Here is a 26,878-nt window from a genome sequence, read left to right as displayed (position 1 = left end):
ATTAAATGACGCCGCTCTCGCCTTGAAATGTTTTTTTGCAAATAATAGGAATGTTTCGTTCGCTTCTTGCCTACAATAATAGTAAACCAAATCTCTTAACGAATTACTAGAGTTAACTACAACTTTAAATTAGAAAACCAAAGGAGAATGCTCATTATGAATCGTATTCCTTCCCATTTCGACGAAATCAACATGATCGGCAAGCTTGCTGATCTCAAAGATAGCCACTACCACCAGTCCCTCGTCCTCTCATCTCTCATTCAAACTCTGATTGATAAGGGGCTCATCACTACGCAGGAGATACAGCTGAAATCCAAAGAAATCGACGCTGCGCTTACTCCGAATCCAATACATCCCATTTCGTAGAACGATCAAAATATGTATCCATCAGCCGCAGCTGTTTGGCTTCAGGGGCACGCTCTTGTACTATGTTATTCACTGTTAGCCTGGCCAAATCCATTAAATTATGGTCACGGCTTAAATGCGCCATATACACGGACTTCGTCTTGTTCGTCATCACGTCACAGAGCGCTTCCCCTGCTGCCTCGTTGGATAAATGTCCCTTGTCTCCGAGAATACGACGCTTAATACTCCATGGATAGTGGCCTACGCGCAGCATGTCAACATCATGATTCGTCTCCAACACCAAGGCATCGGAATCCGTTATCTTTTCTTTCACTTTCTCACTCATGTAACCCAAATCCGTCACAACACTTAACTTCTGTTCCCCTTCATAAAAGCAATACCCCACGGGCTCTGCCGCATCATGGGAAATCCCGAAAGACTCTACCCGCATCGTACCGAATTCCACGATACCTCCGGTATCCATCACCCTCTTGTTACTTTCCGCGATCACACCGATTTGTCGGTCCAACTCTTCCCAAGTCTTCTCATTCGCATAGATGGGCAAATCATATTTACGAGCCAGCGCTCCCAACCCTTTGATATGATCAGAATGTTCGTGTGTGATCAGAATGGCATCAATACTGCTCGCCGCGAGCTCACGTTCCTTCATTAACAGCTCCATCTTCTTCGCGCTGAACCCCACATCGATAAGCAGCTTGGTCTCACCATTGTCAACCACTGTCGCATTACCCGTCGAACCGCTCGACAGCACCGTAAACCTCATACCCATCTTCCCTACTCCTCTATGCATACACATGCCATTCATTTATCAATAAATCGTTAACTATCACTCTTGCCCTATTTCTTATCCTTGTCATCCTTGCTCTTATCCCCAGGAGAAGCAGAATTCTCTGGCTTTACGCCATCCGCCTGCGTTCCAAAAGGCGCCAATTCAGAGCTTTTCTGAGGAGATTCAACCGCTCCATTGAAAGCTTGCAGATAATAAATATCTCCGTTATCGATCGTAATCCGCCAGTGCGGAAACATCGGTTGCGTTTGTGAGTTGTACGGCTGTCCGTGATACCCCAGTCTGACCTCCGTAATAATGGAGCCTTCACTCAAATAATTGTCCACTAAGCTGCGTACAGCTAACTGAGCTGGGATCAACTTCTGTTCCGCTTGTTCTACTCCTGATTCTACTTCAACGTAGGCTTGACGGTAACTGGTAATTTCTCCGTTATGTTCGCTCAGCTCCACCTTCACATCAAAGAGCGGAAGCTTGCCATACAACTGTGTGAAAACATAGACACCATTTTTACTCATTGCCGAATCTAATTGATATAAGTTAAAATGCGGAATCTCCGCTTGCGCTTGAATTTCTTTGCTTGCCCCTTTGCCGAGCATAGTGCTCATGCTAATTGGCGTTTTCAGCGTCTTCTGCTCACCGGGCTTCATGCTATCGTCATACTTTACCGTAATAACCTTCAACTTCTGCTGATCTGTCGGTAATTCGTCGGTTAGCCGAATGTTTTTATTGTGCAGCGCGCGATTCAGCTCTTCTACCGTACTCGATGTGTCTAGAGCGATTTCCGTCTGATTGGAACGATTGGTGGACCAAAGCTGGAAACCAAGAATCATATTCAGCAGTAAAAAGGAACAAATTAAAATCGTTTTAGCTCGGCTCCAATTCATGATCTCACCAACCTTTCCTGAAGATAATACTCATTCGATAAAATCGTACGTGCCATCACGCAGCTCCAAGGTCCATGTTGCCGCCAGCATAAAAGTCTTATCCGAAACAATCGGACGATACGCCGGGAATATAGAGATGATACTGGATCTCCGCTGATAATACTGCAGCTTTTCTTCCAGTGCGTCACCGGAAATTAATTCAGCATCGCGCCGCTGTACGGACTTCAGATCAGGAATAATCATAGACCTCTCGAATCCGGAAATGATCCCCTTTTGAACCTGCATTTTCATCGAGCCGAAGCCCTCTGGCTGCGCCATAATGATCGGCAAGGATTCATAGTACTGACGAAACGTGAACGTATAATTGTCGAAAAGCTGCTTTTGCGGCGTACGGGCAACCTTATATTTTCCATCCCAACCGATATGCTGATTAATAAACTTGATCCCGGCCATCAAGTCTTCCAATACCTCACTTTTGCTCACCACTGGTGCAACAGGATCCGAATACGTAATCCACCGCTGGTCCCGATTTAGCTGAAAACCGCGTTTGCTGTCCGTGTAGATTTCAGAACCATCGCGCTCTTTGAGATAACGTGTGATACCCGGATCAACAAATAGACTTTGTTTCAATTGGTCCGCCGTCAACAAGCTGTAATTAAACACGTAACTCGGCAGTCGAAGCGGCTTTATTGGGAGATAGTAATCCCCGCTGTTTGTTGTTTTATATAGGTTCGTAAGATCTCCAAAGGCAGCGAAATTCTCTACGTCTTTACTTGTAAAATCGGCACCAATGACTTCGTACCCAACACCCGGAGAATCCGTAAAGAAGAACGCACGAACATCTTCGTTATTGCCCTTGGAGTAAATCCAAATGCGCGTAACTTTATCATTATCAGTCGGAATTTCGCCTTCAATACGAAGCAGCTGCTGAAGAATCGTAAAAGGTATGCCGTCTCGGAACCGTATCTCTACGCCTTGCTGTTTCGTACGGACATCTTCCCAGTTTACATTCACCAAATACATCGACGTTTTGCGAAAGCCCTTAAAGCTGCGCTGTTTAATATTATCGAGCAGTCTTGTGTAATAGTAATTGTTAGGATACAAAACGGAGTGCTGCTGATTACCCAAGTGTACGATAATCTGATCAGGGAACAACATGTCCTGCAGCTCCGACGGCTTCCCAAGCGTCTCGGTTTGAACGTAATTGCTTTGTTGGATAGGCTCAATCTTCGGCGGATTATACGAAGCTAGCAAGAAGCTTTGATACAAGCTGGACCCAATAAGGACGACAAGAAGGATGGATTTTAGACTCTCGATCATAGCTCATCCTCCTCCTCTTGCTGAATCGGCAGTGTGAATATAACACGGGTTCCTTGTCCCAATTCCGACTCTAAGCTGATCGAACCTCCGTGTGCTTTTACTATTTCCCGGGCAATAGACAGACCAAGCCCTGTTCCACCCATATTACGGGAACGTGCTTTATCTACCCGATAGAATCGGTCGAAGATGCGGGACAGATCTTTCTTCGGAATGCCGATTCCGTTATCCTGAACCGAAATTTCCAGCACATCCTTCTCGATCTTCCTGGCTTCTAGCCGGATTGCCCCTTCATCGCCCGTATACTTAATCGCATTCGACACCAAGTTGTCGAGTACTTGATCAATTTTGTCACGATCAAGCAGTAAGCTGGTTACTCCCTGCTCTACTTGAATAACAATTTCAATCTTGCGCTGCTGCAGCTGGAAAGAGAATCGATCCGCTACCTCCTCCAGCATTTCGCTCACTAGCGTCGTGGATTTACTCATCATCGATTGCTTGGAATCCAGTCTCGACAGATGCAGGAGATCCGTCACCAAGCGGATCATCCGCTCTGTCTCGCTGCGCGTAACGCTAATGAAGCGTGATGCCAGCTGCGGCTCTTCGATTGCGCCATCGTCGAGCGCTTCCAGATAGCTCTTGATCGTCGTTAGCGGCGTACGCAGCTCATGCGAAACGTTCGCTACGAACTCGCGTCTCGCTTGCTCCAGCTTCTCCTGATCGGTTACATCCTGCAGCACTGCAATAATCCCGTTCTGCCCTTCACCTCGGCGGTGAATCGGCGTGAACGTGATGCGTACGGATAGCTGCTCGTCGTCATCAGGAAGTTCAATATCTAGCAGCGTCGTATTGACATGCCCCTGGATGAAACCGCGAATCGTATCCATCGGAATCCCGAGCACCTCGGATATTTCCAAACCGAGCGTCGTTTCCTCTTCCGTCTGCAGAATCTGCTTCGCCCTGCGGTTAAGCACGATGACATGGCCTTTGTCATCTGTTGCAATGACCCCGTCATTCATATTCGTCAGGATCGAAGCGAGCTTCTCTTTTTCTTCTTCATTCAGATAGAGTGCTTCTTTGAGCCTATTCATCATAAAATTAAAGGTTTGTCCGAGCTGCCCAATCTCATCGGTCCCTTGAATAATAACCTGTTGATCAAAGTTACCCTCTGCGACAGCTGTCGCCTGCCTCGTAATCTCTTTGATCGGATTTGTAATCGTACTTGTGAGCAGTACGCCAAGAATAGCTGTTAGCCCTAAAGCGATCAATGTGCCTGAGATGAGGATGCGGTTAATCGATCGGATCGTCTTATAGACATCTTCCATCGACGCAATGATGTATACCGCGCCTAGGACTCGCGCCCCGCTGCCTACTGGCTTGGCGATAATCACTTTCCGATAACCGTCCTCATCCGTAAAAATCCGCTGGTTATCCTTAATTCCCTGCAGCGCTCTGATGACTTCGGGCTGCGTATTTTTCTGCTTCAAATGATTTGAAACCGACGTGCTAATAACGTTCCCGTTCGCATCTATAATTTGAATTTCCGCATTATTAATAGAAAATAAATTGCTGACGAATTCGTTTAAATCCGCATACGTCTTCTTACCTTCAGCAGCATTCTTGCTGTCCTGATCACCTGTGAGGTAAGACCCCACAAACCCAGCCAACAGCGTCACCTGGCTATTGCGCGAAGCCAAAAAATCATTCTTGAAATACGTCTCCACCGTCTTATAAAAATACACACCAATGAGCTGCATCGCAATCAGAATGAGCAGGACATAAACAATAATCAGCTTCGCTTGAATCGATTGAAAGAAGCGGATGCCCTTCATGCTCAGAAGCCTCCGGCCTTAGGGCTACGCATTAAATAACCAAGTCCCCTGCGCGTCATAATATACTCCGGACGGCTTGGGTCCGTCTCCAGCTTCTCGCGCAAACGCCGGATCGTCACATCGACTGTGCGTACATCTCCGAAATATTCAAAGCCCCACACCGCTTGCAGCAGGTGCTCGCGCGTCATTACTTTGCCCGAATTTTTGGCCAAATACTGAATAAGTTCAAACTCCCGATGCGTTAAATCGAGCGGCGTACCATCTTTATAGACCATGTACATGTCGTTATCGATAAATAGCGCATGAATCCGCATCCCGTTGCGTTGCGTGTCCGATTCGCTCGGAGCCGACTGTGCTTTTGTCTGTCTGCGGAGGTGCGCCTTCACACGGGCAAGCAGCTCCCTAGTGCCGAAAGGCTTAGTTACATAGTCGTCTGCGCCCATCTCTAGGCCAAGCACCTTATCCAGCTCTGTATCTTTCGCTGTAAGCATAATGATTGGAGTATTCAGCTTCGAGCGAACCTCTCGGCACACATCCATCCCATCCTTCACAGGCAGCATCAGATCCAGTAATATCAGATCAGGCTGCTCAGAAAATGCAAGCTCAACAGCGCTTCCACCATCATAGGCACAGATGACCTGGTAGCCCTCTTTTTCCAAATTAAATTTCAAAATATCTGCAATCGGTTGTTCGTCATCCACCACGAGAATTTTACCAAACAAACCTACCACCGCCTAAGTCATAAAGTCAGTCTATTTCCTGCATACTAGCCTCTATTTTATCATATATTCAACTAAAAAGAGACAAGGCCCCCGAGTTGTCCGGTTTGACCTTGCCTCTATTTATAATTAGCGATTTAAATACTTCAAAGGATTTTCCAAACCGCCATTATTGTGAACTTCGAAATGCAAGTGAACACCTGTGGAATCACCTGTGCTTCCCATAATACCGATTTTATCGCCCTTCTCGACAATCGCTCCATCGGTGATGGTGATTTGACTCAAATGGCCATATAACGTCTCGTAACCGTTCAAATGATTTATAATAATATAATTGCCATAATCGGATTTGTACCCGGTTTCCGTGACTTTGCCGTTGTCAGCCGCCATGATGCTTTTGTTTCCTGTGATATCAATCCCTTTGTGGAGCTTGCCCCATCGCATACCGAACGTACTCGAAATACTAGGAGAAACGACAGGCCATGCGAACTTCCCTGAGCCTTCGCCTTTAATCACTTTGGTTCCTTTTTTCACCTTAGCCGTGACTGTTTGATTAATGATCTCTTCATTTACAAGCTTCTCTTCGGTCATTAAACCATCGACCTTCGTCACTTGAATCGTAACCTTCTTCAGCCCGTTCTTCCCGGGTGATATCGGCTGTACAACGCCTACGCGAAGCGAATCATCTTTGACGTACTCGGTATCGTACTGAATCTCCTGATTCTGTACAACCTTTTCCGTTGTTTTGACAGAGAGTGTTGGTTTGAGCACCGTCACATCAAGTTGATTGCCAATCTTCAGCTTATCATCCTGAATACCAGGATTCTTATCATAAATGAACTGCTTTGTAATCCCTAATTTCTTCGCGATACAGGAGACACAATCTCCTTCTACAACCGTATACTTCGCAGGCTGTACATCACCGGTCTTTAGCTTCTTAACAACATCTTCTGGGTTAGCCAAATCCTTCGGTTCGACGGGTACTTCCAGCTGATCGACTTGCTGAACAAACTCTACCTTCTCGAGTTCCGATGGCGCAGTTGAGATATCCTCACCCAAACTTGCCGATAAGACAGCTACCTTAGAGGTTTCCTTGGCTTTTGGCGCAAAGGGTGCGCTTACCTGCTCGAGTATTTTGTCAGCGGTCTGCTGGTCTTTCACAATCGCGATGGTTTTCCCATCTACCTTCAACTCAATACCTACCGGCTGCGGCACTAACAGCTTATCGAGTGCTGCCAAAACAGCCAAATCATCTGTTTGGGGATTGTAAGCCTTTTCAGGCCTGTAGGTGACCCCGTTTGTTTTCAACACGACATGCACATCTGGGAAATTTTGTTGTACTTCTTGCGGTCTTCTCTGCTTATATTCTTCAATAATCTTATTATCGCTCACGATACCTATTTCTTGACCATCCAGCATCACATGATACACATTCACCATGCCTGCTTGCACATATTGACGTCCGGCAAACGTAATTACCGCTGTTAGAACGATAACGCTAACTCCCAGCACAAGAGACCATTTATGTCGTTTCATTACCGTTAGCGTCGTTTGTGTCGTTGTAGTCGTTGATTCTTCCAGATGCTTGTCTGATACTGATTCATTTCCGGTCAAGCTTTCTCGCTTAGGCGTGAATCTCTTTATGAGATCCTTGACAAAGCGCATACCCCTGAAACCTGTCATGATCTTCTCCCTTTGAACGGTTTTGCATCCGCAGATACATAAATAAACCTTGATTAGACATAATATCCATAAAGGATGTCTTCCTTTTGTTAAATTTAACACACTTTCTCTGCCTATTTCAACAAAATACTCGATATCCATGTGATAGATTCGTGTCCACAACCAAAAGAAGACGCTAAAGATTCCTTTTTTTTGTACGAATTCTAAGAGATTTTACATTCAGTTACAAGAAATGACGAATTTGCACGAAAACTTGAAAGGGGAAATAACGTATGGAAGTCAATCTGTTAGCTACATTCTCAGATAGGTATACTATGGAAAAGACAGCTGAGGTGCTTAGATCGCAAGGAGTCCTTGATATCAAATTCAATAATGGCGGAGAGCCTCATGCACATTATCCCGCAGACAGCTTCGTTCAATCCGTAGACAGTATTGCAACTGAGCCTTCTTTTGAGCTCACGGTAAGTGTTGAAAAATCACGCTACCGTCAAGCTGAGGACACGATTATTAAGTATGGCGGACAGCTCCATTAGTGCTTTCTTAGTGCTATCAGATGTAGAGACTAGTATTTACCAAGGATATCAGTTAACTGCTTCAATTCCTTGTCACTTAAATACTTTTTGAGTGTATCATTGACTTGCTTTAACTCATCTGTGGTGATCCCATTTTCCAGCAAAACCGATAGATGCTGCACTTCACTTTGCGGTAGCTTAGCAACAACAAGAGAAAAAATTTTCATCTTATCGTCGCTGGATAGCGCTTCTTTCTTTTTAGCGAAATCCTCGGTCGACATGACAAGTTCCTTCTTCTGCTCGTTTGCATCACTTTGTGATCGCCCCATGACAGCTACGGCATCATCCTTAACTCCTTGGGAAGTATCCGCTCCAGTGTCCGAACGCATTCCACCAGTAGGAAGTTGATCGTTAGAACCACGGTTAGGCAGACTTCCAGACGGGCTGGGATTAGGAACTGGCTTCGATGGCGTTGGTGTTTGCACCTGGGCTGCTTGGTTCCCCCCGTCTCTACGCATAACTATATTCAGCTCCCCTGCCAATCTTGCAGCAAATTCACTAAATTGAATCTTTTTACCCAAGGCTGGGATCTGATATTGTCGAAATATATCCTCCACATACATGTTTACGACATACCATGTCGTAAACATCGTTATCGATGTAATTAAAACAGTTCCAATGACGATTTTACTCAACCACGTTATTAATTTCATTCTCGGTATCACTCCTGGCGCGTAATCATATTCCTCCCTCCAGTATTGACGAATTCATCTCCATTAAATCCCATTAGATAAAAAGAAATCCTCTAAGCAGCAAAACAGCCTAGAGGATTTTATGTTTATTCGTTCATCTGAAGCGAAAATCTCGCCTCATCTTTTTATTTTTATGCATAGATTGGACGAACCAAGTTCGTTTGCTCACGGTTACGGCCTACGGAGAAAATCGCGATTGGAATACCAGTCAGCTGTGATACACGCTCAATGTAATGTCTGGCATTCTCAGGCAGATCACTCAGGTTTCGCGCACCGGATACATCTTCTGTCCAACCCGGAAGCTCTTCGTACACTGCTTCACACTCGGAGATAGCTTTCAAGCTAGCTGGGTAGTGCTCAATTAGCTGTCCGCGGTACATGTAGCCTGTGCAAATTTTAACTGTTTCAAGCCCTGTTAGAACGTCGATGGAGTTAAGAGATAGACCCGTGATGCCGCTAACACGTCTTGCGTGACGGACAACAACACTGTCAAACCAACCCACACGACGCGGACGACCTGTAACTGTACCGTATTCAAAGCCTTTTTCACGAATCCAAGCGCCGATTTCATTGTTCAGTTCTGTAGGAAATGGACCATCGCCAACACGCGTCGTGTAAGCTTTTGCCACACCAATGATGTTGTGGATCTTCGTTGGGCCTACACCGGAACCGATACATACACCGCCTGCGGTTGGGTTCGAGGAGGTAACATACGGGTATGTGCCTTGGTCAATATCCAACATAACGCCTTGTGCGCCTTCGAACAGCACTCTGCGTCCTTGATCAATGTATTGGTTCAATACAACCGACGTATCCGTTACATACGGACGAATTACTTCCGCGTATTCGAGATATTCTTTGAGAATCGGCTCTACATCGAGGCCTTTCGAACCATACACTTGTTCAATCACAACATTTTTCTCTGCAACGATGCGTCTAAGCTTTAATTCAAACTCTTCCGCATCCATCAAATCAGCGATACGAATGCCGTTACGAGCTGCTTTATCCATATAACAAGGTCCGATCCCTTTGCGGGTCGTGCCAATTTTACTATCACCTTTGCGATCTTCTTCCAGACCATCCATCAACAAATGATACGGCATAATCACATGCGCGCGGTCACTGATGTTCAGGTTCGTCGTCGTAAAACCATTATCATGAATGTAGTTTATTTCTTCAATGAGTGCAGCTGGGTTAATAACCATCCCATTCCCAATTACACAAGCTTTATCTTTGTAAAAAATACCAGAAGGAATCATCGTTAGCTTATACTTTTTCCCGCTAATAATGATCGTATGGCCTGCATTGTTACCACCTTGATAACGAGCGACGACCTCAGCAGACTCCGCTAAGAAATCCGTGATTTTACCTTTACCTTCATCTCCCCATTGCGTACCGACAACAACAACCGTTGACATATGCACTTACCTCCGTACGGTGACGAGTCACCCATAATGAGCCGTTATGGCTTTAATACCACAGAGAAAAGTTGGACTTCATTAAAGCGCTAAAGCAATCAGCGTCCATCGTACTTTCCCCTGGCAATGCAAATACCTCTACACCGTCATAGAATTGATAAAAACGGGGCAGAGAACTTACTCACCGAAGATCATCTAGGTCTCTTCGGCAGTGATCTGCAGGAAGGGGACCTACCTTTCGGCATGAAAAACGACCTTAACTCGAAGTTACCTTGCTTGGAGCAGGCATTCGACCAAGGTTTTTTTCACCGTCTCTAGTGTAGCAGTCCCCCTAATCAAAGTCAATGAAAAACGAACAATTACACAGGTGCCTGTATAATTGTTCGGATATTGCGCAAACTAATCAGTTAGCCCTGCAAAACCACTGAAAAAAAGGAAAAAAGCAGCCGTTAATACTGCCCGGCTGCCGCTTCTTGATGACTTCGATCCATATTCACGAACTTATTGAATTGCTTCAAGAAAGCCAGCTCTACGGTTCCTACGGGACCGTTACGCTGTTTAGCAATAATAATCTCGATAATATTCTTCTTCTCGGATTCTTTATCGTAGTAATCGTCCCGGTATAGGAACGCTACGATGTCGGCATCTTGCTCAATAGAGCCCGATTCCCTAAGGTCAGACATCATCGGACGCTTGTCCTGCCGCTGCTCTACACCCCGGCTCAGCTGCGAGAGGGCAATAACTGGAACGTTGAGTTCACGTGCGATTTGCTTCAGCGTACGGGAGATCTCAGAGACCTCCTGCTGACGGTTGTCGCCTTTGCCGCGGCCGGCAATCAGCTGCAGGTAGTCGATGAGGATCATGCCGAGCCCCTTCTCCTGCTGCAGACGACGACACTTCGCGCGAATATCCGCGACCGTAATCGACGGTGAATCATCGATGTAGATATTCGCCTCGGACAAGGCGCCGATCGCCATCGTCAGCTTCTCCCAGTCGTCGCCCTCGAGATAACCCGTCCGCATACGGTTCGCGTCGACGTTAGCTTCCGCGCAGATCATACGCTGTACGAGCTGCGCCGCGCCCATCTCCAGAGAGAAGATCGCCACGGTTTCCTTAGCTCGTACGCCTACATTCTGCGCAACGTTTAGCGCGAACGCGGTTTTACCGACGGAAGGACGAGCGGCCAAGATCACAAGGTCCGAGCGCTGGAAGCCGGACGTCATCTTGTCGAGGTCAATGAAGCCCGAAGGGATCCCCGTTGACCCTCCCTTATTCGAGTAAAGCAGCTCCACTTTCTCGAATACTTCCATGAGCACATCACGAATGACCACGAAGCCGCTCGAGCTGCGGCGCTGCGAGATCTCGAGGATCTTAGCCTCTGCCTCGCTAAGCATCGACCCTACATCGTCCTCATTGGCATAACCATTGGAAACGATTTGGGTCGCTGTGCGGATAAGGCGGCGCAGCATCGACTTTTCCTCGACGATTGCCGCGTAATAGTCGATGTTCGCTGCCGTCGGAACCGCATTCGCCAGCTCGGAAAGATACGTCACGCCACCGATCTCTTCAAGCTGCTGCTTGTTCTGTAATCGCGATGTGAGTGTAATCAGATCTACAGGCTCCTGCTCTTCCGCAAGCTCTACAATCGCCTCGAAGATGCGTTGATGCGTACCACGATAGAAGTCGTCGCTTGATATCCGTTCCATGGCGGTAATCAAGGCTTCGCCGTGAATCAAAATAGCACCGAGCACGGCTTGCTCGGCTTCTATATTTTGTGGGGGTACACGATCCATAAACATATTATCTCCGCTCATGCCACTGTACCCGCCTTTCTTTTAGTTAATTAATTTTACTAGTTTTGCTGAAGACTATCCAGCATCTATCATTTTACCCGTCGGCCCATCTCAGCCTATGATTCGACGATTTTTCATAAACTTGCTTTGCTATTAATAACTACAAGCAAAAGTACATCAAATCACAGCTTATTTTTCATTTCGAGTAGATATCATGTATTTTGTACATCAAATATCCTCACTTTAGACCGAATGTAACAGTTTCCGCCCAATTAGATGCACTTTTTGCATGATTTCGTGTGAAAACGCTAATTTTGACTAAATTAGGTGCACTTTTTACATCATTACTTCATTAATGCATTGCTGAGTACTGTACTTATGTCAAAACCAATGTAACTGCTAATCTAGCATTTCAAGCAATTCTCAACGATTTAGAAGTCTCTAAAGTCTCATATCTATTATCATATCTACTAAACAACTGGGTATTACGGCCGTGTAACCTCACAATAGATAAGAGCCCCTCCTAGGGACTCTTATCTATCTTCCTTCCCACTGCGATACCTCTACCTCTTACTTCTCTTCTGTCACTTGTACGTTTAAAATAGCCGTTACTTCACTGTGCAGTTTCACAGGAACTTTCGTCACTCCAAGGGTACGAATCGGATCTTCCAGTACAATTTTGCGCTTATCAATCACGATCTTGTACTGCTTCTCTAGAACCTCTGCGATTTGCTTGCTAGGGATCGCTCCGAATAATCGTCCACCTTCACCGGCTTTGGCCTTAATTTGAACGGTCATTTCGCTTAACTTCTCACCCAGTGCCTGCGCATCAGCTTTCTCTTGATCCTTGCGGCGCTGCTCTGCTTTCTTCTGATTATCCAGCACCTTAACCGTTCCTTGTGTGGCTGGAGCAGCAAGTCCTTGCGCAATCAGGAAATTCTGTGCATAGCCCTCAGATACTTCTTTCAATTCGCCCTTTTTACCTTGGCCTTTTACGTCTTTTAGTAAGATAACTTTCATTCGAATAGTCCCTCCTCTTCCTGCATATCCTCAAGTACTTGTTTCAATCGTTTCGTTGCTTCCTCTAAGGTGCCATCTATCTGCGTGGCGGCATTCGTCAAATGCCCGCCGCCGCCCAGACGTTCCATGACGATCTGGACATTCATCTGTCCCAGCGATCTGGCGCTAATCCCAATAAGTCCATCCGGTCGTTCGGCGATGACAAAGGATGCCATAATATTCGTCATATTCAACAATGTATCAGCAACTTGCGCAATCATCAACTGTGAATATTTGCGATTTGACTCAGCAACTGCCAATGCGATATGCTCGTGAATCGTTTCCGTGTGTTTCATCACTTCCGCTCTCGCGATATAGGAATCGAGATCTTCCTTCATCAAACGCTGAATGAGAGCGGAATCTGCCCCATTTCGGCGCAAATAGGAGGCGGCTTCGAAGGTTCTCGCCCCTGTGCGGAGGCTGAAACTTTTGGTATCAACGACGATACCGGCCAGAAGCGCCGTTGCCTCCAATACTTCCATCGTGAGCTTCTCATTGATGTACTGGAGCAGCTCCGTCACAAGCTCGCACGTAGAGGACGCGTAAGGCTCCATATAGACGAGCGTCGCGTCATGGATGAACTCCTCACTGCGTCGGTGGTGATCGATCACCACGACCCTGTGTGTCTGCTGCAGGAGCTTCGGCTCAGCCACCATCGAGGCTTTATGTGTATCCACAACGACCGCAAGCGAGCGCTGTGTCATAATCTGCATCGCTTGTTCGGGTGTAATGAACCAACGATGCAGCCGCTCATCTTGAGCAATCGTCTCCATGACCTTCTGAATCGAGGGATTAACGCCCTCCAACACGATGTATCCTTCCTTACCGACAACCTGCACAGCCTTTAAGACACCAATCGCTGCACCAATGGAGTCCATATCCGGAAACCGGTGACCCATGATAATTACCTTATCGCTATCCTTCATCAAATCACGCAAAGCGTGTGAGATGACCCTTGCTCTAACCCGAGTACGCTTCTCCACCGCATTCGTTCTTCCGCCATAGAAGGATAGTCGCTGCCCAACTTTGACGGTTACCTGATCGCCGCCGCGGCCTAATGACATATCCAGTCCCATCTGTGCCATTTGACCAAGCTCCGTAAGCTGCTCAGCCCCTGAAGCTATTCCAATACTAAGCGTCAAAGGAAGCTTGTTCTCAATGGTCAAATCCCGCACATCGTCTAGGATTTCAAACCGCGTTTGCTCCAGTTTGCGCAATGACTTCTGATCCATAAGAATGAGGAAACGATCGGACGAAGTTCGGCGCAAATAAATCTGGTGCTTTTGAGCCCATTCGGTAATCTCACCAGTTACTTTAGCCAGCATAATACTGCGCGTCTGATCATCCAGACCTTGCGTTGATTCCTCAAGATTATCCATCATAACGATACCGATCGCCGTTTTCTCATCTTCATACTTCTTGGCCAAATTTGCTTGCTCCGTTATTTCACGGATATAGAGCAGCCGCTCTTCAGGCCGAATCCATACTTGATAAATAAACTTTCCAATCGATAGCTCCAGCTTATCACTTTTGTCCTTTCTGCTTTTCAGGTCAGGAAAATAATCATATAGCGACTCGCCAATGACGGAATCCTGCTCAAGCATTTTCGCAACAAAAGGGTTATGCCATTCGATGCGTTTCTCTTCATTGTATAAGATAATTCCGATGGGAAGACCGCTCATCACTTCATTGCCTGCTTTTTTCACCCGATGTGTAATCGTCCCGACGTACGTATTCAGCTCTCTACGGAAAGCAGTCTCCGCTTGAAGCGTAAAGTACGCCAATACACCACATATCAGGAAGGCTGTAAGGCCCAACCACCATTTGAACATATAAATAATGGCTGTCATGATGATGAGCAGAACGAAAATCCACACGATGTGTTGACCGTGCCACCGCTTTAAAAGGAATTTCGGCATTCGAACTAGCTCCTAATCCTATAAATTTTTCTTGAACCGTTCACGGATTGGAAACGCAACATCAAATACCCCTAATAAACTATATACGATAAAAAGTGGAGGCATGAAACAAACTAATACAATCGCTACGATCGGTAATACGGGCTTCCACTTGTTCGCATGAGCAACAAAGAATAGAAAGCAAATCGCCTGAATAGTGAAAGCTAACATGAGAAGCGGCATCGCATTCATCAGCAGCGTAGAGATCATAGATATCGAAGTCGGATTGACAAACAGATCCAAGACAAACACGATCAGATAGATCCAGACCAACGATTTCTGCAGCATCCATTCCCGCATCGGGCGCAATCCCGGAATCCCTTCGCCTGTTTTGTTAAGCAGCCAACGGCTAATTCCATGGGTCACAAATGTGTAGAACAGTGCAACGAAGATCAAATACAAAGGAATCACTTGCACAATGAAATTCACATACCAATCCTGATCTTTCGGCAAAATATCTCGAAGCCCCGGAGGCATGCTCGCTATACTATCCATCATAAATTGTTTGAACTTCGCAACCGGATCAAATCCGAGCGAATATCCGATCGTGAGGCTCATCAGCGATTCGGCCAGTAGCGTTATGATACCTGCCGTCAGCACAGACCTTGCCGCTGCTTTGCGTTTATATAAGTTACCCATCACTAAAACCAGCGGTAATAAGAACAGCGATACCGACATAAGGGTGATCCCATGCCATTGGGTAAGCAAATAAACAACGAGCAAGCTGAGCACATAACAAATAACAAAACGCCTCGTGCTTGATTTTACATATAACATTAGAACTGGAACCATAAGAAAACTAAATGTGAAAACAATAAACGGCGTCATCAAAGATAGCAACATAACGATCGTCACTGCACTCCAGATGATGCTTTGCCAACTTCGATTCCCCAACCGGGCTCACCTCTTACGTAAATGTTCTTCTAGCGATGAAATGTCGCCGTACCAATCCTCAAGTTGATGGCCGTCTTGGCGGTGCTTCTTCATTTTCTCCACAATGGCTTCGTCTAAACTCTGATAGGAAATACCTAATCTTCTGCCTAGGATGTAGCCACTTGAAATTAAGCTGGCTAATCCATCTACAATTTTCCCATGGCTGCCTTCCCATATGCCTTTAAGAAGATGAGCTACATGATCTACGACTTCTGTCTTGAGCCACTCAATGACTTTGGCCCGTCTGGCTAGGTCAACATCCTTTTCCCTATTCAGCAACCGTCATCTCTCCTCATCCAACAATGCCTAATGTGTTAATTATACCACAAAAAGGCATAAGAAAAGAAAGCCTCTACATTGCTGTTCGATCCCCCGCGGCAGAAGGTGTAGAGATCACTAGAAATTCTACATCCCCCAGTGATTCATTGCGAATTTGGTGTGGGATACCTGGCTGAATCGTACAACCTTCCTGCGACTTTAGGTTGATGTCTTTGCCCTCGATCCACATCACAGCTTCTCCGCTTAAAATGAAGAAAAACTGTTTCGCCTTTTGATGCACATGTTTGATTTCACTGGCACCTGCGGGCATTCTCTCTTGGATAATGGTTCTGTCTGCATCCCGCTCCAAATACCACCCATCGCACACCTCGCCCCATATGTAGTGTTCTGCCTGCTCTTTGTGGATTTTCATCATAGATGTCTCCTCTCGCCCGTCAGCTTCTTTGGCAAACAAAAAAGACAGCCGTAAAATACAGCTGCCTTCTAAGTCAATCCTATTCCGTTGTGTAAGGCAACAATGCGATTGTACGGGAACGCTTGATAGCGATTGTCAATGCACGTTGGTACTTAGCGGAAGTACCAGTTACACGTCTAGGAAGGATCTTCCCGCGCTCACTGATAAACTTCTTAAGAGTCTCTATGTCTTTATAGTCAATGTGCTTGATTTTGTTTACTGTGAAGTAACAAACTTTACGACGTTTGCCTTTACCGCCTTTGCCACGAGGAGCAAATTTGCGGTCGCCGCGATCTTCACTGTTGTTATCTCTTTTTTGGAAAGCCATTAGTTTGTTCAGTCCTTTCTACTTTAGAATGGCAAGTCATCATCGGAAATGTCGATCGGTTTTCCGTCATCAATGAAAGGATCCTGCTGCTCGCGCGATCCACCGCCACGATTGCCACCACCGCTTCCGCCGCCGTAGCTAGCGTTTGCGTTTGATCCACCTTCTTCACGACTACTGGCACTGTTACTAGATTCAAGGAAACGTACATTATCGGCAATAACTTCGGTCACATAAACTCTCTTGCCCTCGTTGTTGTCGTAATTCCGCACCTGAATACGTCCTTCCACTGCTGTTAAACGACCTTTACGCAAATAATTCGCGCATGTTTCGGCTAGTTGCCTCCACGTCACGATATTGATAAAGTCCGCTTCCCGTTCTTTCGACTGTGAATTCGTGAAAGGGCGGTCTACTGCAAGTGTGAATTGTGTAACGGCTACACCAGCTGGCGTATAACGAAGTTCTGGATCTTTGGTCAATCTACCGATAAGAATGACACGGTTCAACATAGAACATTCCCCCTGACGAAAATACTGGCATGCATTAAGCTACGTCGTTTGTGATTAAGTGACGGATAACTTCATCCGAAATCTTAAGTACGCGATCAAGTTCAGTTACAACAGCAGGTTCTGCGTTGAAGTGTACCAGCACATAGTGCCCGTCACGGAACTTATTGATCTCATACGCAAGACGGCGTTTGCCCATCAGGTCATGTTTGGAGACTTCTCCCCCACCGTTCGTGATGATGCCTTGGAACTTTTCTACCGTAGATTGAACAACTTCTTGCTCAATATCCGTACGAATGATGTACATCAGTTCATATTTGCGCATGTATTTCACCTCCTTTTGGACTAAGCGGCTCCTATTTAACTTGTCAAACAAGCAAAGGAGCAAGGAGCGAGGATTCTTATTCAAAACTCGCACCTGAATACTATAGCAAATTGAACGCCGGATTACAAGTTTTTCTCTCACAATCGTTGAAGGATGAACCTGGTAATGTCATACATACATGGTTCCCCTCTATAAGGGTAATCTAAACACGATTGTTATTCTTGAGAAGAGGTGATCATAGTGGGTGAATGGACACATTTCAATGCTGGCGATCATGTTCCTAACGACGGCGAGTATATGGAAATCGGCGAGAATGCATTTCACATGGGCATTACCAATCCCAAAACGGTTACGTTGAAAAAGGGTGACAAATTCCCGGAAAATAGCAACCATAATCGCAAATGGCACCGTAAGGGTTTAAGGCAGTAGTTACCATGACTAGGAGAATGCCACCATGAGAACTTCCACGTTTACCTGGCTGTTTACCTTCCTAGGTGCAGCCCTATGCTTGATTCATTATTTATTTCACGATCATGATGCCTTTTACATGCTCTTCTATGCGCTCAGTGTGCCCGCTTGGTTTGCATCCGCATTTACGAATATCTATGAGATTTCCATGTTTCGGATGCTCATCATCTATGCGTTAACAGTCGCCACATGGGCCCTTGTCGGCTATGTCATTGACCGTTTCTCCGTCAGCTATAGGCGGAATAGGAACTATTAATCGTCTCACAGTTACAAGCCTAGACTTACCTCTGAACAATTGTTCAGAGGTTTTTTCATATCGAGGTACTACCCGTCCTGCTGGCTTTGCGTTATAATTTACTAAATCTACCAATCCATCTATGAGGTGAGTTTTTTGGACGAAAATAACCATAGGCAGCCGCGTGAGAATCATCCTACTGTCCTGACCCATTCACTCGCTTCATCGACTTCTTTTAGCCGTAGATAGCTTTTGTCTACGCTTGGGGCTGCAGGTTTGGCTTTAGCAACAGGGGACGTGTTCATGAACAGCGCTTCTGCGCAAGCAGCTGCCCCTACCATTTTCATTTATAATGTCAAAGATTTCGGTGCTCGCGGCAACCATCGATTTGATGAAGACGACGCTCCTTATATCCAAAACGCGATAGACTCCGCTGCTGTCTCAAGCGGAATTGTTTTCTTCCCGCCAGGAATGTACTTTCTCAAAACGCCACTACGCGTAAGCTCGAACGTCACTTTAATGGGCGCTGGCAGCAACAGCATTCTTCGGGCATCCATGAATAAATTCGGGCTTCTCAATCTATCCGCGGTTCACAAGCAACCGACATTCGCATAACCGATTACACCTTTTCAATGATCGATAATGGCGTCAAATCCGTCGATTCTAGCCGCGTAGTTGTGGAGAGTTGTACCTTCGATAACATCATCGGAACGCTGGATTACGATTCCCAAGGGTATGGCATCTGGTGCAGTAACGGTTCGGATCATCATCTCGTACAAAATCAATTTACTCTAATGTTTCAAACCTGTATAACATTGACCAACGGCAGCAGCTAATTCGATTACTTCAGCTTTATAAAAAAGAAGTCCGCACAACTATTCCGGTTATGCGGACTTTACTTCATATGTGCTTTATTTCTGAAAAACCCTCTTCTCCGAGATCTTGCCGTCTGCAAAATAAACGATTTCTACATAATAACCAGGTTGATTGGATATCGCAAAATCATATGTTTTCTTTCCATTCTCTTCTTTGACCATTTTTCCTTTGGAACCTGTCTGCTTCACCAATTCATCATACGTGCTTGTCATCGTTATTTTTTCAACCTGTTCCTTCGTCAATTGTGGAAGAGGCTCTGCATTTGGAGACGCTGTTGCCACTGCTCCACCGCTTGTCCCGCTAGGCGCCGCAGAAGCCCCTGCAGAAGGCTTTACCGTCGTACCAGGTAATGGACTTGCTGTACCTCCCTCATTCTTCTTAGCGCATCCTGTAACGACTACAGCCAGTACCAGAACCATCATCAACCAAATTCTCATAATATCCTACCTCCTTCATTTTACCTATGCACAGATATGGGCTTATTTTGCTTCCTTTACTTGCCCTTTATCCCTGCAAAAGCAAAAGAGCCCTCTACGTCTTACCCGACGTAAAAAGCTCTTAATTTGTTTCAAGTTCATCCAATAGACTAGTGTACGGAAAGAGTGGGAGTCGAACCCACGCACGCCTCGCGACGCCTAACTGATTTCGAGTCAGCCCCCTTGGACCACTTGGGTACCTTTCCATGAAAAACGAGAACAGGACTTATTGTATCAAAAAAGTCAGGCTCTCGCAAGTGTTTTTCCTGAATCCTTTAGGAGGACTCTTCTTCCATTTCTGTATTGGATCGCAGTACTTTTTTTAGCTTACTTTCGAACTTCGTTCTCGGCACAAGGACACTGTGTTTGCAGCCTACACATTTGATCCGAATATCCATACCCATCCGTATGATTTCCATTTCATTGGTGCCACACGGATGGGGCTTTTTCATTTGCACAATATCGCCAAGTTGATACTGCTTCTTCTCCATTCGTCCGCCACCGCCTTCTCCGATTTTTCCAATTTGACCATCTTGTGCTACATCATTTCTATTTGTGTAATGTTGAGTCGTTTCTTAATCTCGATATTCAAAAGTCTTGTGACATTGAATTGTCTTGTCGGTTTACACTCAGCAATAATGCGAATTTTCAAATCCGTAGTACCCACCATCTGAACGCCAAGTACCTCGGGCTCTTTCACAATGTCCTCTGTAAGCAGCTGTACTTGCTTTACCGTATCTTTGAGGATTTGCGTTGCTTCATCAATATCCAAATGAAGTGGAATCGTCACATCAACTACAGCCAAAGAATTGTATGTGGAGAAGTTGGTAACTTGTTTGATGTTCCCATTCGGAATAATGTGAACCTCACCGGTCCAGCTTTTGATCCGTGTCACTCTGATCCCGATTTCCTCCACAGTGCCTTTGAATTGATCGATCTGAATGACGTCTCCCACTCCGAATTGATCCTCAAATATGATGAAGAAACCTGTTATAACATCTTTTACCAAACTCTGAGCTCCGAAACCAATGGCTAGTCCGAGGACACCTGCTCCAGCAAGCAAAGGCCCTAAATTTAATCCCACTTGTCCAAGGATAAGCATAATACAGATGAGATTGACCGTATAGGCTATTAAATTATGTATGAGACTTCCAATCGTATTCGATCTTCTTCTATCAAATTTTAGTGGAGATTTGTCTCTAGCTGCCATCATATGAGCAATTGTTTTATTTGCTATTTTAATACAAATTTTAGCGACTACATAGATTAATATAATTTTTACGATGATCCAAAATATCGAAGCTATCATTTCCGGTTTACTAATATGCTCACGTACCCACTGTATTAAATCCGCAAAAAATTTAGTTATAAAGGCCACGTATAGCCCTCCTTATTTTCATTCAATGGTAACATATTTATCGTCATTTTTAAAATAAATACCCCTTATTTCCACATTCTCAGAGTCAATAATGTCTCTTACTTGTGATAGATTCTCTCCCGGAAATTCAATAGATAGAGCACAACCTGCTGTGATTTCTTTCGGAGTAGGCCTAATGTCGATTTCGATATCCGCATACTCTAGCAGCATTTCTGCACGCAGTGCCTGCTGCGTAGAATCGAAAGCTAATAACATAACTGAAAGTTCCAGGGAAAATCCCCCTCTCCCTACGTATAAATGTCCCTATCTATCCATATACTAGTAAAAAAAAGAAGAAGTACTTTGGAGGGATATAATGAAATTCCAATTTGGTTTCGACGGTGTGAAAAATACGGCCCTAGACCCACTGAAAATCCAGCATAATGATGCCGATACCCCTTCTCTTCTCTCTAAACATTTACATTCTATCTTTAGTAAGCTACCAGACTATCAACCTATCGTTATCATTTGTGTAGGAACAGATCGTTCTACCGGTGATTCACTTGGTCCGCTTGTGGGCACTCATTTGAATCGAACGACCACCCTCCGTAACCTCCATCTTTTCGGCACCTTAGATGAGCCTGTCCATGCTATGAATTTATCCGAAACCGTGGATAAAATTCATCAACAATTTCAAAACCCCTTTATCGTTGCCGTCGATGCTTGTCTTGGTCAAGTATCCAGCGTTGGATGTATTCAGGTTGCAGATGGACCTCTCAAACCTGGCGCCGGTGTAAATAAAGATTTGCCTCCCGTCGGTGACATTCATGTTACCGGAATTGTAAATGTAGGTGGCTTTATGGAATATTTCGTCCTGCAGAATACGCGGCTTAGCTTAGTTATGAACATGGCCAATATTATTGGCGATGCCCTTCATTCCGCTTTGCGTCGCACGCAATCCTATACGCCAAGTGCTACGGCTGCTTTAAAGTTTGATTAATGGCTTCTTTTTCTTCAGGACTTAGTGTATAGCTGGATTGTGCATTTTGAATCGGTTTGGCATACATATACATCTGCTCTCGACTATGTATACCCGTTAAAAGGACGCCATCTTGATACTCATCCAATATTGCAACTGTAAAGCTTAGATCACTACCACCTTCATTGAAGGCATTATAACGGTGAATGGCAACTTTCGATTTCAATCTCATCATCGCTTTACGAATTGTTTCAACCTTGGCTGAAGTCGCTATTGATTCGGCCTTTTGCTCATTCAACACTTTCTGCATCTCAATAATGAGTTCTTCCATATTCTCTGCTTTTGAACCGTTCATCATTTGCGTGTATTGTTTACGCAAGGAAGATAATTTGATTGAAAGTATTAATATGAAAATAAATAATACAAGGATGAGCGCGAAACATGTTAAAACAATAATCCCGCCATCCAGGCCAAACAGTTCCCCCATGGTATAATCCCTCTTTCTACTTCGCGTACTGCGATTGAATCTCTTTCACTGCTTCAATTAGAGCATCTACTTCTTGATCTGTTGTAAAATAGCCAATACTCGCTCGAACCGCACCTTTGGCTAAAGTGCCGGCAGCTTCATGTGCGAGCGGCGTACAATGATAACCAGACCGAACAGCAATCTGAAATGATTGATCCAAGATAAAGGCTACTTCCGATGAATCCACATCGCTGATATTGAAGGAAACAATCCCTGTTTTATTTTGTCCAAGCATCGGACCAAGAATCGTGACCCCTTCAATTCCCAGTAAGCCTTCCATCAATATTTGCGTTTGACGCCACTCTTTTTCATGAATTTTCTCAACGGTTTCAGCTAAAACAAATTTCACGCCTTCATTCAATCCGGCAATACCAACTGTATTTTGCGTCCCAGCCTCATACCGATCTGGCCGTACGGTGGGTTGGTGAATAACCTCGGATTGACTCCCCGTGCCTCCATGTAGCAAGGCCTCTAAATCAATGCCTGGATGAATGTATAAACCACCCGTCCCTTGAGGCCCTAGAAGGCCCTTGTGACCAGGGAAGGCCAACATGTCGATATTCATATCCCCTACATCTATAGGCAGTATACCGGCACTCTGAGCCGCGTCTACGAGCAGCTTGGCGCCATGAGCGCGACAGATCTCTCCTATTTCACCTACTGGCATAATTGTTCCTAGAAGATTTGAACTATGATTGACAACGACAAGCGTGGTATGAGGTCGCAACGCCTTCTTTAGCTCATCTAATCGAAGATGGCCTTGTTCATCATTACTGATATATGTAAGTTCAACCTGAGCCGACGCTTTCAAATATTCAAGCGGCCTGCGCACGGAATTATGCTCGATATTGGTACATATCACGTGATCCCCTGCTTTTACGAAGCCTTTGATCGCTTGATTAAGCGCATGGGTCGTATTTAATGCAAACGATATATCATTTGGGTTTCTAATCCCGAATAAGCGCGCGGTATTTTTTCGCGTTTCAAACAGCACCCTACTTGCTTGCACAGCCATTTGATGACTTCCTCTACCCGGATTAGCTGCGAACTCTTGCATACATTGCATCATCGCATCCATTACGGCAGGTGGCTTAGGCCAGGAAGAAGCAGCTTGATCAAAATACATAACACCCTTCATACTTTCACCTTCTCCTCATAAATATAGCATACCTTAGTTTTATCTTTCTGTTCGAAAGAAAACCATCGGTATGCTATCTAATTTTAAGAGATTTTACCTTGAAGTAATTCTAGCAGACGATTTAGATCGTCCTTCGAATAATAGAGAAGCTCGATCTTGCCTTTATCCTGCTGATGTTTGATTTTCACCGTTGTGCGGTAAATGTCTCTCAGCTGATCTTCGGCTTGATTAATATAAGGATCTCTATTTTTTTCTTTTTGCTTACTCTTATCCTTTTCTTGTCCCGGTGCTTCTTCCAATGTTTTCACAGCTTCTTCAAGTTCTCGGACACTCCATTGTTTACTAATGGTCGTTTCTGCGAGTTCTTTCTTCAGCTTATCGTCCTTCACACCTACAATTGCTCTTGCATGTCCCATTGATAATGTTCCACGTGAAACATATTGCTTAATGGATTCCGGTAGTTGAAGCAATCTCAAAAAGTTAGCGATATGAGAACGGCTCTTTCCAACCTTTGCAGAAAGCTCTTCCTGTGTCAGCGAGAATTGATCAATGATACCCTGGTAAGCAAAAGCAATTTCCATAGCATTGAGATCTTCCCGCTGCACATTCTCAATCAAGGCAATTTCCATTACTTGCTGATCAGAAAAGTTTCTTTCAACAGCTGGGATCGTAGGTATTCCACTAACCTGGGATGCACGGAATCTCCGCTCACCCGCAATAATCTCATAACCTTTAAGAACTTTACGAACAATAATCGGCTGAATGACACCGTGTTCTTTAATGGAATCAGCTAACTCTTTAATACTGTCTTCATTAAAATGTTTTCTAGGTTGATAAGGGTTTGCTCTCAACTGGGACAAAGGAATTTGAATAACTTTATCACTATCGTCGATATGTAAAGAAGTGATTAAAGCATCCAATCCCTTGCCTAAACCTTTTGATAGGCCTTTGGTCATACAGAGATCACTTCCTTCGCAAGCTCTAAATATACTTCCGCGCCTTTTGATCTAGGATCATATGTAATAATCGATTGTCCATGGCTGGGTGCTTCACTTAAACGAACATTTCTTGGAATAATCGTTTTATATACTTTTGTTTGGAAGTATTTTTTCACTTCTTCAATAACCTGTATCCCGAGGTTAGTTCTTGCATCGAACATTGTTAATAAAACACCTTCAATTTGAAGCCCTGTATTAAGATGCTTTTGAACCAAGCGAACTGTGTTTAGGAGTTGACTTAATCCTTCAAGCGCATAGTATTCACATTGAATTGGAATCATGACAGAATCGGCAGCAGTTAATGAATTAATAGTTAGTAGACCTAAGGACGGAGGACAATCTATAAGAATGTAATCATATAAATGCTTAACTAAATGTAGAGATTTCTTTAACCTTACTTCCCTTGAAATCGTTGGTACGAGTTCGATCTCAGCACCTGCAAGTTGAATTGTCGCAGGTAATATCTTGAGATTTGGAACATTTGTATCAATTGTCGCATCTTTAGGGTGAACATCGTTAATTAGAACGTCGTAAATACAATTAACGACATCTGCTTTGTTTACTCCAATACCACTTGTCGTATTCCCTTGTGGATCGATATCAACTAAAAGCACTCTCTTCCCTATTGAAGCCAAAGAAGCACCCAAATTCACAGAAGTTGTCGTTTTACCGACGCCACCCTTCTGATTTGTTATTGCTATTATTTTAGACAAAACCATTTCACCTCAATCGCTTATGTTTCCAGATGCCATACTAAAAGCAGTATTACTATCTTATCATATCTATCAACGAGTTACCTTATCAATATTTGATAGTTTTATCTTGTAAGATGCAAAAAAACGGCTTGCGCCGTTTAAGGTAGCAATAAATGCCTGATTATCTCTTAGGAATCTTAATTATAATTTCGTAGTGATCTTCATGATCCTGTTCGGATGTATTAATGTTTAATCCAGAGCTCGAAACCATCTCAACGGATTGACGAATTGTATTTAATGCTAATCTAACATCTTTCGTAAATGAGACGCGACGCGTTTTCTTAAGCTTAGTAGCTTCCTTCAAAAAATTAATTTTTATTTCCGTTTGCTTCACGTTAAGCTCTTTAGCTATCACTTCTTCAAGCACTTTCATTTGCAGTTCTTCTTGATCAAGAGCCAACAGAGCTCTTGCATGTCTTTCAGTGATCTTCCGTTCCATTAAAGCCATCTTTACAGGTTCGCTTAAATGCAAAAGTCGGATCTTATTTGCAATCGTTGATTGGCTTTTGCCAAGCCGCTGTGCTAAGCTTTCTTGCGTCAAATCATGCATTTCTATTAATTGTTGATAGGCTGCCGCTTCTTCTATCGCGGTGAGCCCTTCTCGTTGCAAATTCTCAATAAGAGCAATAGAGGCTGCTTGAGAATCATTGAAATCTCGTACAATAGCAGGAATTGTATCGAGGCCTAGCTTTTTAACAGCTCTTAGCCTTCGTTCACCGGCAATCAATTCAAAAGTATTGTTTTTAACTCTGACGACGATCGGCTGAATAATACCATGTGTTCGAATCGTTTGACATAACTCATCAATACGATCATCATCAAACAATGTCCTTGGTTGATATGGACTTGGTATAATACTGTTAACAGGTATGTTTTTGACTTCATCAGTCGTTGAACGATCAGCAAGTCCAAATAACTTTGAAATTTGTTCTTTCATAGGAAAACTTACCACCAACTCTTCCCGTAGTTTAAGCGACCAATACGATCCAATGATAGACGACCTCTTCGTCCTACAGAACGAAAACATTTGTCAAGGTTACGGCGAAGTATGACAAGTGCAATCACATAGACTCACTACTTTTACAATAAAAATCCTTCTATAAATAATTCTCCATAAAAGTTGGATTTCCTTCTATCCAACTGTGGAAACCAGATAAATGTTTCACGT

33 protein-coding genes and 1 tRNA gene are annotated in these 26,878 nt (G+C 44.5%); 7 read left to right on the top strand and 27 right to left on the bottom strand.

Going from position 1 to position 26,878, the window contains the following annotated elements; translation table 11 throughout:
* The first annotated feature begins 156 nt into the window (after nucleotides 1–156).
* Nucleotides 157–366, top strand: a complete 210-nt coding sequence (locus BLT91_RS21275) for a hypothetical protein (RefSeq protein WP_175532445.1) — start codon at nucleotides 157–159, stop codon at nucleotides 364–366.
* On the opposite strand, the gene BLT91_RS21270 is transcribed toward BLT91_RS21275, so the two are convergent.
* The 6 genes from BLT91_RS21270 to BLT91_RS21245 form a co-directional block, all read right to left on the bottom strand.
* Nucleotides 335–1,135, bottom strand: coding sequence for an MBL fold metallo-hydrolase (locus BLT91_RS21270; RefSeq protein ID WP_090824649.1), 801 nt, complete (start codon nucleotides 1,133–1,135; stop codon nucleotides 335–337). The two genes, BLT91_RS21275 and BLT91_RS21270, sit on opposite strands and share 32 nt — an antisense overlap.
* Nucleotides 1,136–1,203: 68 nt before the next feature.
* Nucleotides 1,204–2,037: a two-component system regulatory protein YycI gene (yycI, locus tag BLT91_RS21265; protein ID WP_090824647.1), complete on the bottom strand. Its 834-nt coding sequence runs from the start codon at nucleotides 2,035–2,037 to the stop codon at nucleotides 1,204–1,206.
* 30 nt (nucleotides 2,038–2,067) lie between these two features.
* Nucleotides 2,068–3,357: a YycH family regulatory protein gene (yycH, locus tag BLT91_RS21260; RefSeq protein ID WP_090824645.1), complete on the bottom strand. Its 1,290-nt coding sequence runs from the start codon at nucleotides 3,355–3,357 to the stop codon at nucleotides 2,068–2,070.
* Nucleotides 3,354–5,186: a cell wall metabolism sensor histidine kinase WalK gene (walK, locus tag BLT91_RS21255; protein ID WP_090824643.1), complete on the bottom strand. Its 1,833-nt coding sequence runs from the start codon at nucleotides 5,184–5,186 to the stop codon at nucleotides 3,354–3,356. The genes yycH and walK overlap by 4 nt, the downstream gene beginning before the upstream one ends.
* A 2-nt stretch (nucleotides 5,187–5,188) precedes the next feature.
* Complete coding sequence (gene yycF, locus BLT91_RS21250) at nucleotides 5,189–5,908, bottom strand: response regulator YycF (RefSeq protein ID WP_029196128.1); 720 nt, start codon at nucleotides 5,906–5,908, stop codon at nucleotides 5,189–5,191.
* A 126-nt stretch (nucleotides 5,909–6,034) separates the two neighbouring features.
* Nucleotides 6,035–7,588 (bottom strand): M23 family metallopeptidase, encoded by a 1,554-nt coding sequence (locus tag BLT91_RS21245; RefSeq protein ID WP_090824641.1) that lies wholly within the window; start codon nucleotides 7,586–7,588, stop codon nucleotides 6,035–6,037.
* A gap of 272 nt (nucleotides 7,589–7,860) precedes the next feature.
* Here BLT91_RS21245 and BLT91_RS21240 point away from each other — a divergent pair, with 272 nt between their 5' ends.
* A complete protein-coding gene (locus BLT91_RS21240) occupies nucleotides 7,861–8,121 on the top strand; it encodes a hypothetical protein (protein ID WP_090824639.1) in 261 nt (86 codons plus the stop codon).
* Nucleotides 8,122–8,150: 29 nt separating this feature from the next.
* Here the strand turns inward: BLT91_RS21240 and BLT91_RS21235 are convergent, their stop codons facing one another.
* The 11 genes from BLT91_RS21235 to rpsF all read right to left on the bottom strand — a co-directional run bounded on the left by BLT91_RS21235 (nucleotide 8,151) and on the right by rpsF (nucleotide 17,902).
* A complete protein-coding gene (locus BLT91_RS21235; RefSeq protein WP_090824637.1) occupies nucleotides 8,151–8,813 on the bottom strand; it encodes a hypothetical protein in 663 nt (220 codons plus the stop codon).
* A gap of 170 nt (nucleotides 8,814–8,983) precedes the next feature.
* A complete protein-coding gene (locus tag BLT91_RS21230) occupies nucleotides 8,984–10,270 on the bottom strand; it encodes an adenylosuccinate synthase (protein ID WP_090824635.1) in 1,287 nt (428 codons plus the stop codon).
* A 449-nt stretch (nucleotides 10,271–10,719) separates the two neighbouring features.
* Nucleotides 10,720–12,084 (bottom strand): replicative DNA helicase, encoded by a 1,365-nt coding sequence (gene dnaB, locus BLT91_RS21225; RefSeq protein WP_090824633.1) that lies wholly within the window; start codon nucleotides 12,082–12,084, stop codon nucleotides 10,720–10,722.
* A gap of 549 nt (nucleotides 12,085–12,633) precedes the next feature.
* Entirely contained in the window at nucleotides 12,634–13,083 is a 450-nt protein-coding gene (gene rplI / locus BLT91_RS21220; protein WP_090824631.1) for a 50S ribosomal protein L9, read from the bottom strand.
* Nucleotides 13,080–15,041 (bottom strand): DHH family phosphoesterase, encoded by a 1,962-nt coding sequence (locus BLT91_RS21215; RefSeq protein WP_090824629.1) that lies wholly within the window; start codon nucleotides 15,039–15,041, stop codon nucleotides 13,080–13,082. The genes rplI and BLT91_RS21215 overlap by 4 nt, the downstream gene beginning before the upstream one ends.
* Before the next feature lie 18 nt (nucleotides 15,042–15,059).
* A complete protein-coding gene (locus BLT91_RS21210) occupies nucleotides 15,060–15,974 on the bottom strand; it encodes a DUF2232 domain-containing protein (protein WP_090824626.1) in 915 nt (304 codons plus the stop codon).
* A gap of 6 nt (nucleotides 15,975–15,980) precedes the next feature.
* The gene (locus BLT91_RS21205) at nucleotides 15,981–16,292 is read right to left on the bottom strand and encodes a MazG-like family protein (protein ID WP_090824624.1); all 312 of its coding nucleotides are present in this window, start codon (nucleotides 16,290–16,292) and stop codon (nucleotides 15,981–15,983) included.
* Between the two features lie 73 nt (nucleotides 16,293–16,365).
* A complete protein-coding gene (locus BLT91_RS21200; RefSeq protein ID WP_090824622.1) occupies nucleotides 16,366–16,704 on the bottom strand; it encodes a cupin domain-containing protein in 339 nt (112 codons plus the stop codon).
* Nucleotides 16,705–16,786: 82 nt separating this feature from the next.
* Entirely contained in the window at nucleotides 16,787–17,074 is a 288-nt protein-coding gene (rpsR, locus tag BLT91_RS21195; protein WP_029196139.1) for a 30S ribosomal protein S18, read from the bottom strand.
* A 23-nt stretch (nucleotides 17,075–17,097) separates the two neighbouring features.
* Nucleotides 17,098–17,580: a single-stranded DNA-binding protein gene (gene ssb / locus BLT91_RS21190; protein ID WP_090824620.1), complete on the bottom strand. Its 483-nt coding sequence runs from the start codon at nucleotides 17,578–17,580 to the stop codon at nucleotides 17,098–17,100.
* Nucleotides 17,581–17,614: 34 nt separating this feature from the next.
* Complete coding sequence (rpsF, locus tag BLT91_RS21185; RefSeq protein ID WP_090824617.1) at nucleotides 17,615–17,902, bottom strand: 30S ribosomal protein S6; 288 nt, start codon at nucleotides 17,900–17,902, stop codon at nucleotides 17,615–17,617.
* 240 nt (nucleotides 17,903–18,142) lie between these two features.
* Here rpsF and BLT91_RS21180 point away from each other — a divergent pair, with 240 nt between their 5' ends.
* The 4 genes from BLT91_RS21180 to BLT91_RS31815 all read left to right on the top strand — a co-directional run bounded on the left by BLT91_RS21180 (nucleotide 18,143) and on the right by BLT91_RS31815 (nucleotide 19,441).
* Nucleotides 18,143–18,331 (top strand): YjzC family protein, encoded by a 189-nt coding sequence (locus BLT91_RS21180; protein ID WP_090824615.1) that lies wholly within the window; start codon nucleotides 18,143–18,145, stop codon nucleotides 18,329–18,331.
* 25 nt (nucleotides 18,332–18,356) lie between these two features.
* Nucleotides 18,357–18,626: a hypothetical protein gene (locus tag BLT91_RS21175; protein WP_090824613.1), complete on the top strand. Its 270-nt coding sequence runs from the start codon at nucleotides 18,357–18,359 to the stop codon at nucleotides 18,624–18,626.
* A gap of 282 nt (nucleotides 18,627–18,908) precedes the next feature.
* Nucleotides 18,909–19,220 (top strand): glycosyl hydrolase family 28-related protein, encoded by a 312-nt coding sequence (locus BLT91_RS21170; RefSeq protein WP_090824611.1) that lies wholly within the window; start codon nucleotides 18,909–18,911, stop codon nucleotides 19,218–19,220.
* Nucleotides 19,221–19,237: 17 nt separating this feature from the next.
* The gene (locus BLT91_RS31815) at nucleotides 19,238–19,441 is read left to right on the top strand and encodes a hypothetical protein (protein WP_175532442.1); all 204 of its coding nucleotides are present in this window, start codon (nucleotides 19,238–19,240) and stop codon (nucleotides 19,439–19,441) included.
* Nucleotides 19,442–19,516: 75 nt separating this feature from the next.
* On the opposite strand, the gene BLT91_RS21165 is transcribed toward BLT91_RS31815, so the two are convergent.
* The 5 genes from BLT91_RS21165 to BLT91_RS21145 form a co-directional block, all read right to left on the bottom strand.
* Nucleotides 19,517–19,918, bottom strand: coding sequence for a hypothetical protein (locus BLT91_RS21165; RefSeq protein ID WP_090824609.1), 402 nt, complete (start codon nucleotides 19,916–19,918; stop codon nucleotides 19,517–19,519).
* A 157-nt stretch (nucleotides 19,919–20,075) separates the two neighbouring features.
* Nucleotides 20,076–20,163 (bottom strand) — tRNA-Ser (locus BLT91_RS21160).
* A gap of 69 nt (nucleotides 20,164–20,232) precedes the next feature.
* Nucleotides 20,233–20,448, bottom strand: a complete 216-nt coding sequence (locus BLT91_RS21155) for a DUF951 domain-containing protein (RefSeq protein WP_090824607.1) — start codon at nucleotides 20,446–20,448, stop codon at nucleotides 20,233–20,235.
* Nucleotides 20,449–20,495: 47 nt separating this feature from the next.
* Nucleotides 20,496–21,335 (bottom strand): mechanosensitive ion channel family protein, encoded by an 840-nt coding sequence (locus BLT91_RS21150; RefSeq protein ID WP_254777051.1) that lies wholly within the window; start codon nucleotides 21,333–21,335, stop codon nucleotides 20,496–20,498.
* An 18-nt stretch (nucleotides 21,336–21,353) separates the two neighbouring features.
* The gene (locus tag BLT91_RS21145) at nucleotides 21,354–21,590 is read right to left on the bottom strand and encodes a putative Se/S carrier protein (RefSeq protein WP_090824605.1); all 237 of its coding nucleotides are present in this window, start codon (nucleotides 21,588–21,590) and stop codon (nucleotides 21,354–21,356) included.
* A 100-nt stretch (nucleotides 21,591–21,690) separates the two neighbouring features.
* Between BLT91_RS21145 and yyaC the strand changes: the two genes are divergently transcribed.
* Nucleotides 21,691–22,314 carry a spore protease YyaC gene (gene yyaC, locus BLT91_RS21140; RefSeq protein WP_090824603.1) on the top strand — a complete coding sequence of 208 codons (624 nt, stop codon included), beginning with the start codon at nucleotides 21,691–21,693 and terminating at the stop codon, nucleotides 22,312–22,314.
* On the opposite strand, the gene BLT91_RS21135 is transcribed toward yyaC, so the two are convergent.
* The 5 genes from BLT91_RS21135 to noc all read right to left on the bottom strand — a co-directional run bounded on the left by BLT91_RS21135 (nucleotide 22,289) and on the right by noc (nucleotide 26,647).
* On the bottom strand, nucleotides 22,289–22,780 hold the full coding sequence (locus tag BLT91_RS21135) for a DUF4446 family protein (protein ID WP_090824601.1): 492 nt from the start codon (nucleotides 22,778–22,780) through the stop codon (nucleotides 22,289–22,291). The genes yyaC and BLT91_RS21135 overlap by 26 nt on opposite strands.
* Nucleotides 22,781–22,796: 16 nt before the next feature.
* Nucleotides 22,797–23,957: an aminotransferase class V-fold PLP-dependent enzyme gene (locus BLT91_RS21130; protein ID WP_090824599.1), complete on the bottom strand. Its 1,161-nt coding sequence runs from the start codon at nucleotides 23,955–23,957 to the stop codon at nucleotides 22,797–22,799.
* Nucleotides 23,958–24,040: 83 nt separating this feature from the next.
* Nucleotides 24,041–24,913 (bottom strand): ParB/RepB/Spo0J family partition protein, encoded by an 873-nt coding sequence (locus tag BLT91_RS21125; protein ID WP_090824597.1) that lies wholly within the window; start codon nucleotides 24,911–24,913, stop codon nucleotides 24,041–24,043.
* Entirely contained in the window at nucleotides 24,910–25,668 is a 759-nt protein-coding gene (locus tag BLT91_RS21120) for a ParA family protein (protein ID WP_090824593.1), read from the bottom strand. The genes BLT91_RS21125 and BLT91_RS21120 overlap by 4 nt, the downstream gene beginning before the upstream one ends.
* A gap of 163 nt (nucleotides 25,669–25,831) precedes the next feature.
* Nucleotides 25,832–26,647, bottom strand: coding sequence for a nucleoid occlusion protein (noc, locus tag BLT91_RS21115; protein WP_090824590.1), 816 nt, complete (start codon nucleotides 26,645–26,647; stop codon nucleotides 25,832–25,834).
* Between the last annotated feature and the right edge of the window lie 231 nt (nucleotides 26,648–26,878).

It is taken from the genome of Paenibacillus sp. yr247 (assembly GCF_900103825.1).
Lineage (GTDB): Bacteria > Bacillota > Bacilli > Paenibacillales > NBRC-103111 > Paenibacillus_E.
Note: the sequence above shows the minus strand (reverse complement) of the source record. Positions and strands in the feature narration are given on the sequence as shown.

Coding starts and splice junctions, on each gene's coding strand:
- BLT91_RS21270 (WP_090824649.1), bottom strand. CDS start 1,135: ATGGGTATGAGGTTTACGGTGCTGTCGAGCGGTTCGACGGGTAATGCG.
- BLT91_RS21245 (WP_090824641.1), bottom strand. CDS start 7,588: ATGACAGGTTTCAGGGGTATGCGCTTTGTCAAGGATCTCATAAAGAGA.
- BLT91_RS21230 (WP_090824635.1), bottom strand. CDS start 10,270: ATGTCAACGGTTGTTGTTGTCGGTACGCAATGGGGAGATGAAGGTAAA.
- BLT91_RS21235 (WP_090824637.1), bottom strand. CDS start 8,813: ATGAAATTAATAACGTGGTTGAGTAAAATCGTCATTGGAACTGTTTTA.
- rpsR (WP_029196139.1), bottom strand. CDS start 17,074: ATGGCTTTCCAAAAAAGAGATAACAACAGTGAAGATCGCGGCGACCGC.
- BLT91_RS21275 (WP_175532445.1), top strand. CDS start 157: ATGAATCGTATTCCTTCCCATTTCGACGAAATCAACATGATCGGCAAG.
- dnaB (WP_090824633.1), bottom strand. CDS start 12,084: ATGAGCGGAGATAATATGTTTATGGATCGTGTACCCCCACAAAATATA.
- BLT91_RS21135 (WP_090824601.1), bottom strand. CDS start 22,780: ATGGGGGAACTGTTTGGCCTGGATGGCGGGATTATTGTTTTAACATGT.
- yycH (WP_090824645.1), bottom strand. CDS start 3,357: ATGATCGAGAGTCTAAAATCCATCCTTCTTGTCGTCCTTATTGGGTCC.
- yycI (WP_090824647.1), bottom strand. CDS start 2,037: ATGAATTGGAGCCGAGCTAAAACGATTTTAATTTGTTCCTTTTTACTG.
- BLT91_RS21165 (WP_090824609.1), bottom strand. CDS start 19,918: ATGAGAATTTGGTTGATGATGGTTCTGGTACTGGCTGTAGTCGTTACA.
- BLT91_RS21125 (WP_090824597.1), bottom strand. CDS start 24,913: ATGACCAAAGGCCTATCAAAAGGTTTAGGCAAGGGATTGGATGCTTTA.
- ssb (WP_090824620.1), bottom strand. CDS start 17,580: ATGTTGAACCGTGTCATTCTTATCGGTAGATTGACCAAAGATCCAGAA.
- rplI (WP_090824631.1), bottom strand. CDS start 13,083: ATGAAAGTTATCTTACTAAAAGACGTAAAAGGCCAAGGTAAAAAGGGC.
- BLT91_RS31815 (WP_175532442.1), top strand. CDS start 19,238: ATGATCGATAATGGCGTCAAATCCGTCGATTCTAGCCGCGTAGTTGTG.
- BLT91_RS21145 (WP_090824605.1), bottom strand. CDS start 21,590: ATGTTATTAGCTTTCGATTCTACGCAGCAGGCACTGCGTGCAGAAATG.
- rpsF (WP_090824617.1), bottom strand. CDS start 17,902: ATGCGCAAATATGAACTGATGTACATCATTCGTACGGATATTGAGCAA.
- BLT91_RS21130 (WP_090824599.1), bottom strand. CDS start 23,957: ATGAAGGGTGTTATGTATTTTGATCAAGCTGCTTCTTCCTGGCCTAAG.
- BLT91_RS21170 (WP_090824611.1), top strand. CDS start 18,909: ATGAACAGCGCTTCTGCGCAAGCAGCTGCCCCTACCATTTTCATTTAT.
- walK (WP_090824643.1), bottom strand. CDS start 5,186: ATGAAGGGCATCCGCTTCTTTCAATCGATTCAAGCGAAGCTGATTATT.
- yyaC (WP_090824603.1), top strand. CDS start 21,691: ATGAAATTCCAATTTGGTTTCGACGGTGTGAAAAATACGGCCCTAGAC.
- BLT91_RS21155 (WP_090824607.1), bottom strand. CDS start 20,448: ATGGAGAAGAAGCAGTATCAACTTGGCGATATTGTGCAAATGAAAAAG.
- BLT91_RS21175 (WP_090824613.1), top strand. CDS start 18,357: ATGAGAACTTCCACGTTTACCTGGCTGTTTACCTTCCTAGGTGCAGCC.
- BLT91_RS21200 (WP_090824622.1), bottom strand. CDS start 16,704: ATGAAAATCCACAAAGAGCAGGCAGAACACTACATATGGGGCGAGGTG.
- noc (WP_090824590.1), bottom strand. CDS start 26,647: ATGAAAGAACAAATTTCAAAGTTATTTGGACTTGCTGATCGTTCAACG.
- BLT91_RS21215 (WP_090824629.1), bottom strand. CDS start 15,041: ATGCCGAAATTCCTTTTAAAGCGGTGGCACGGTCAACACATCGTGTGG.
- BLT91_RS21240 (WP_090824639.1), top strand. CDS start 7,861: ATGGAAGTCAATCTGTTAGCTACATTCTCAGATAGGTATACTATGGAA.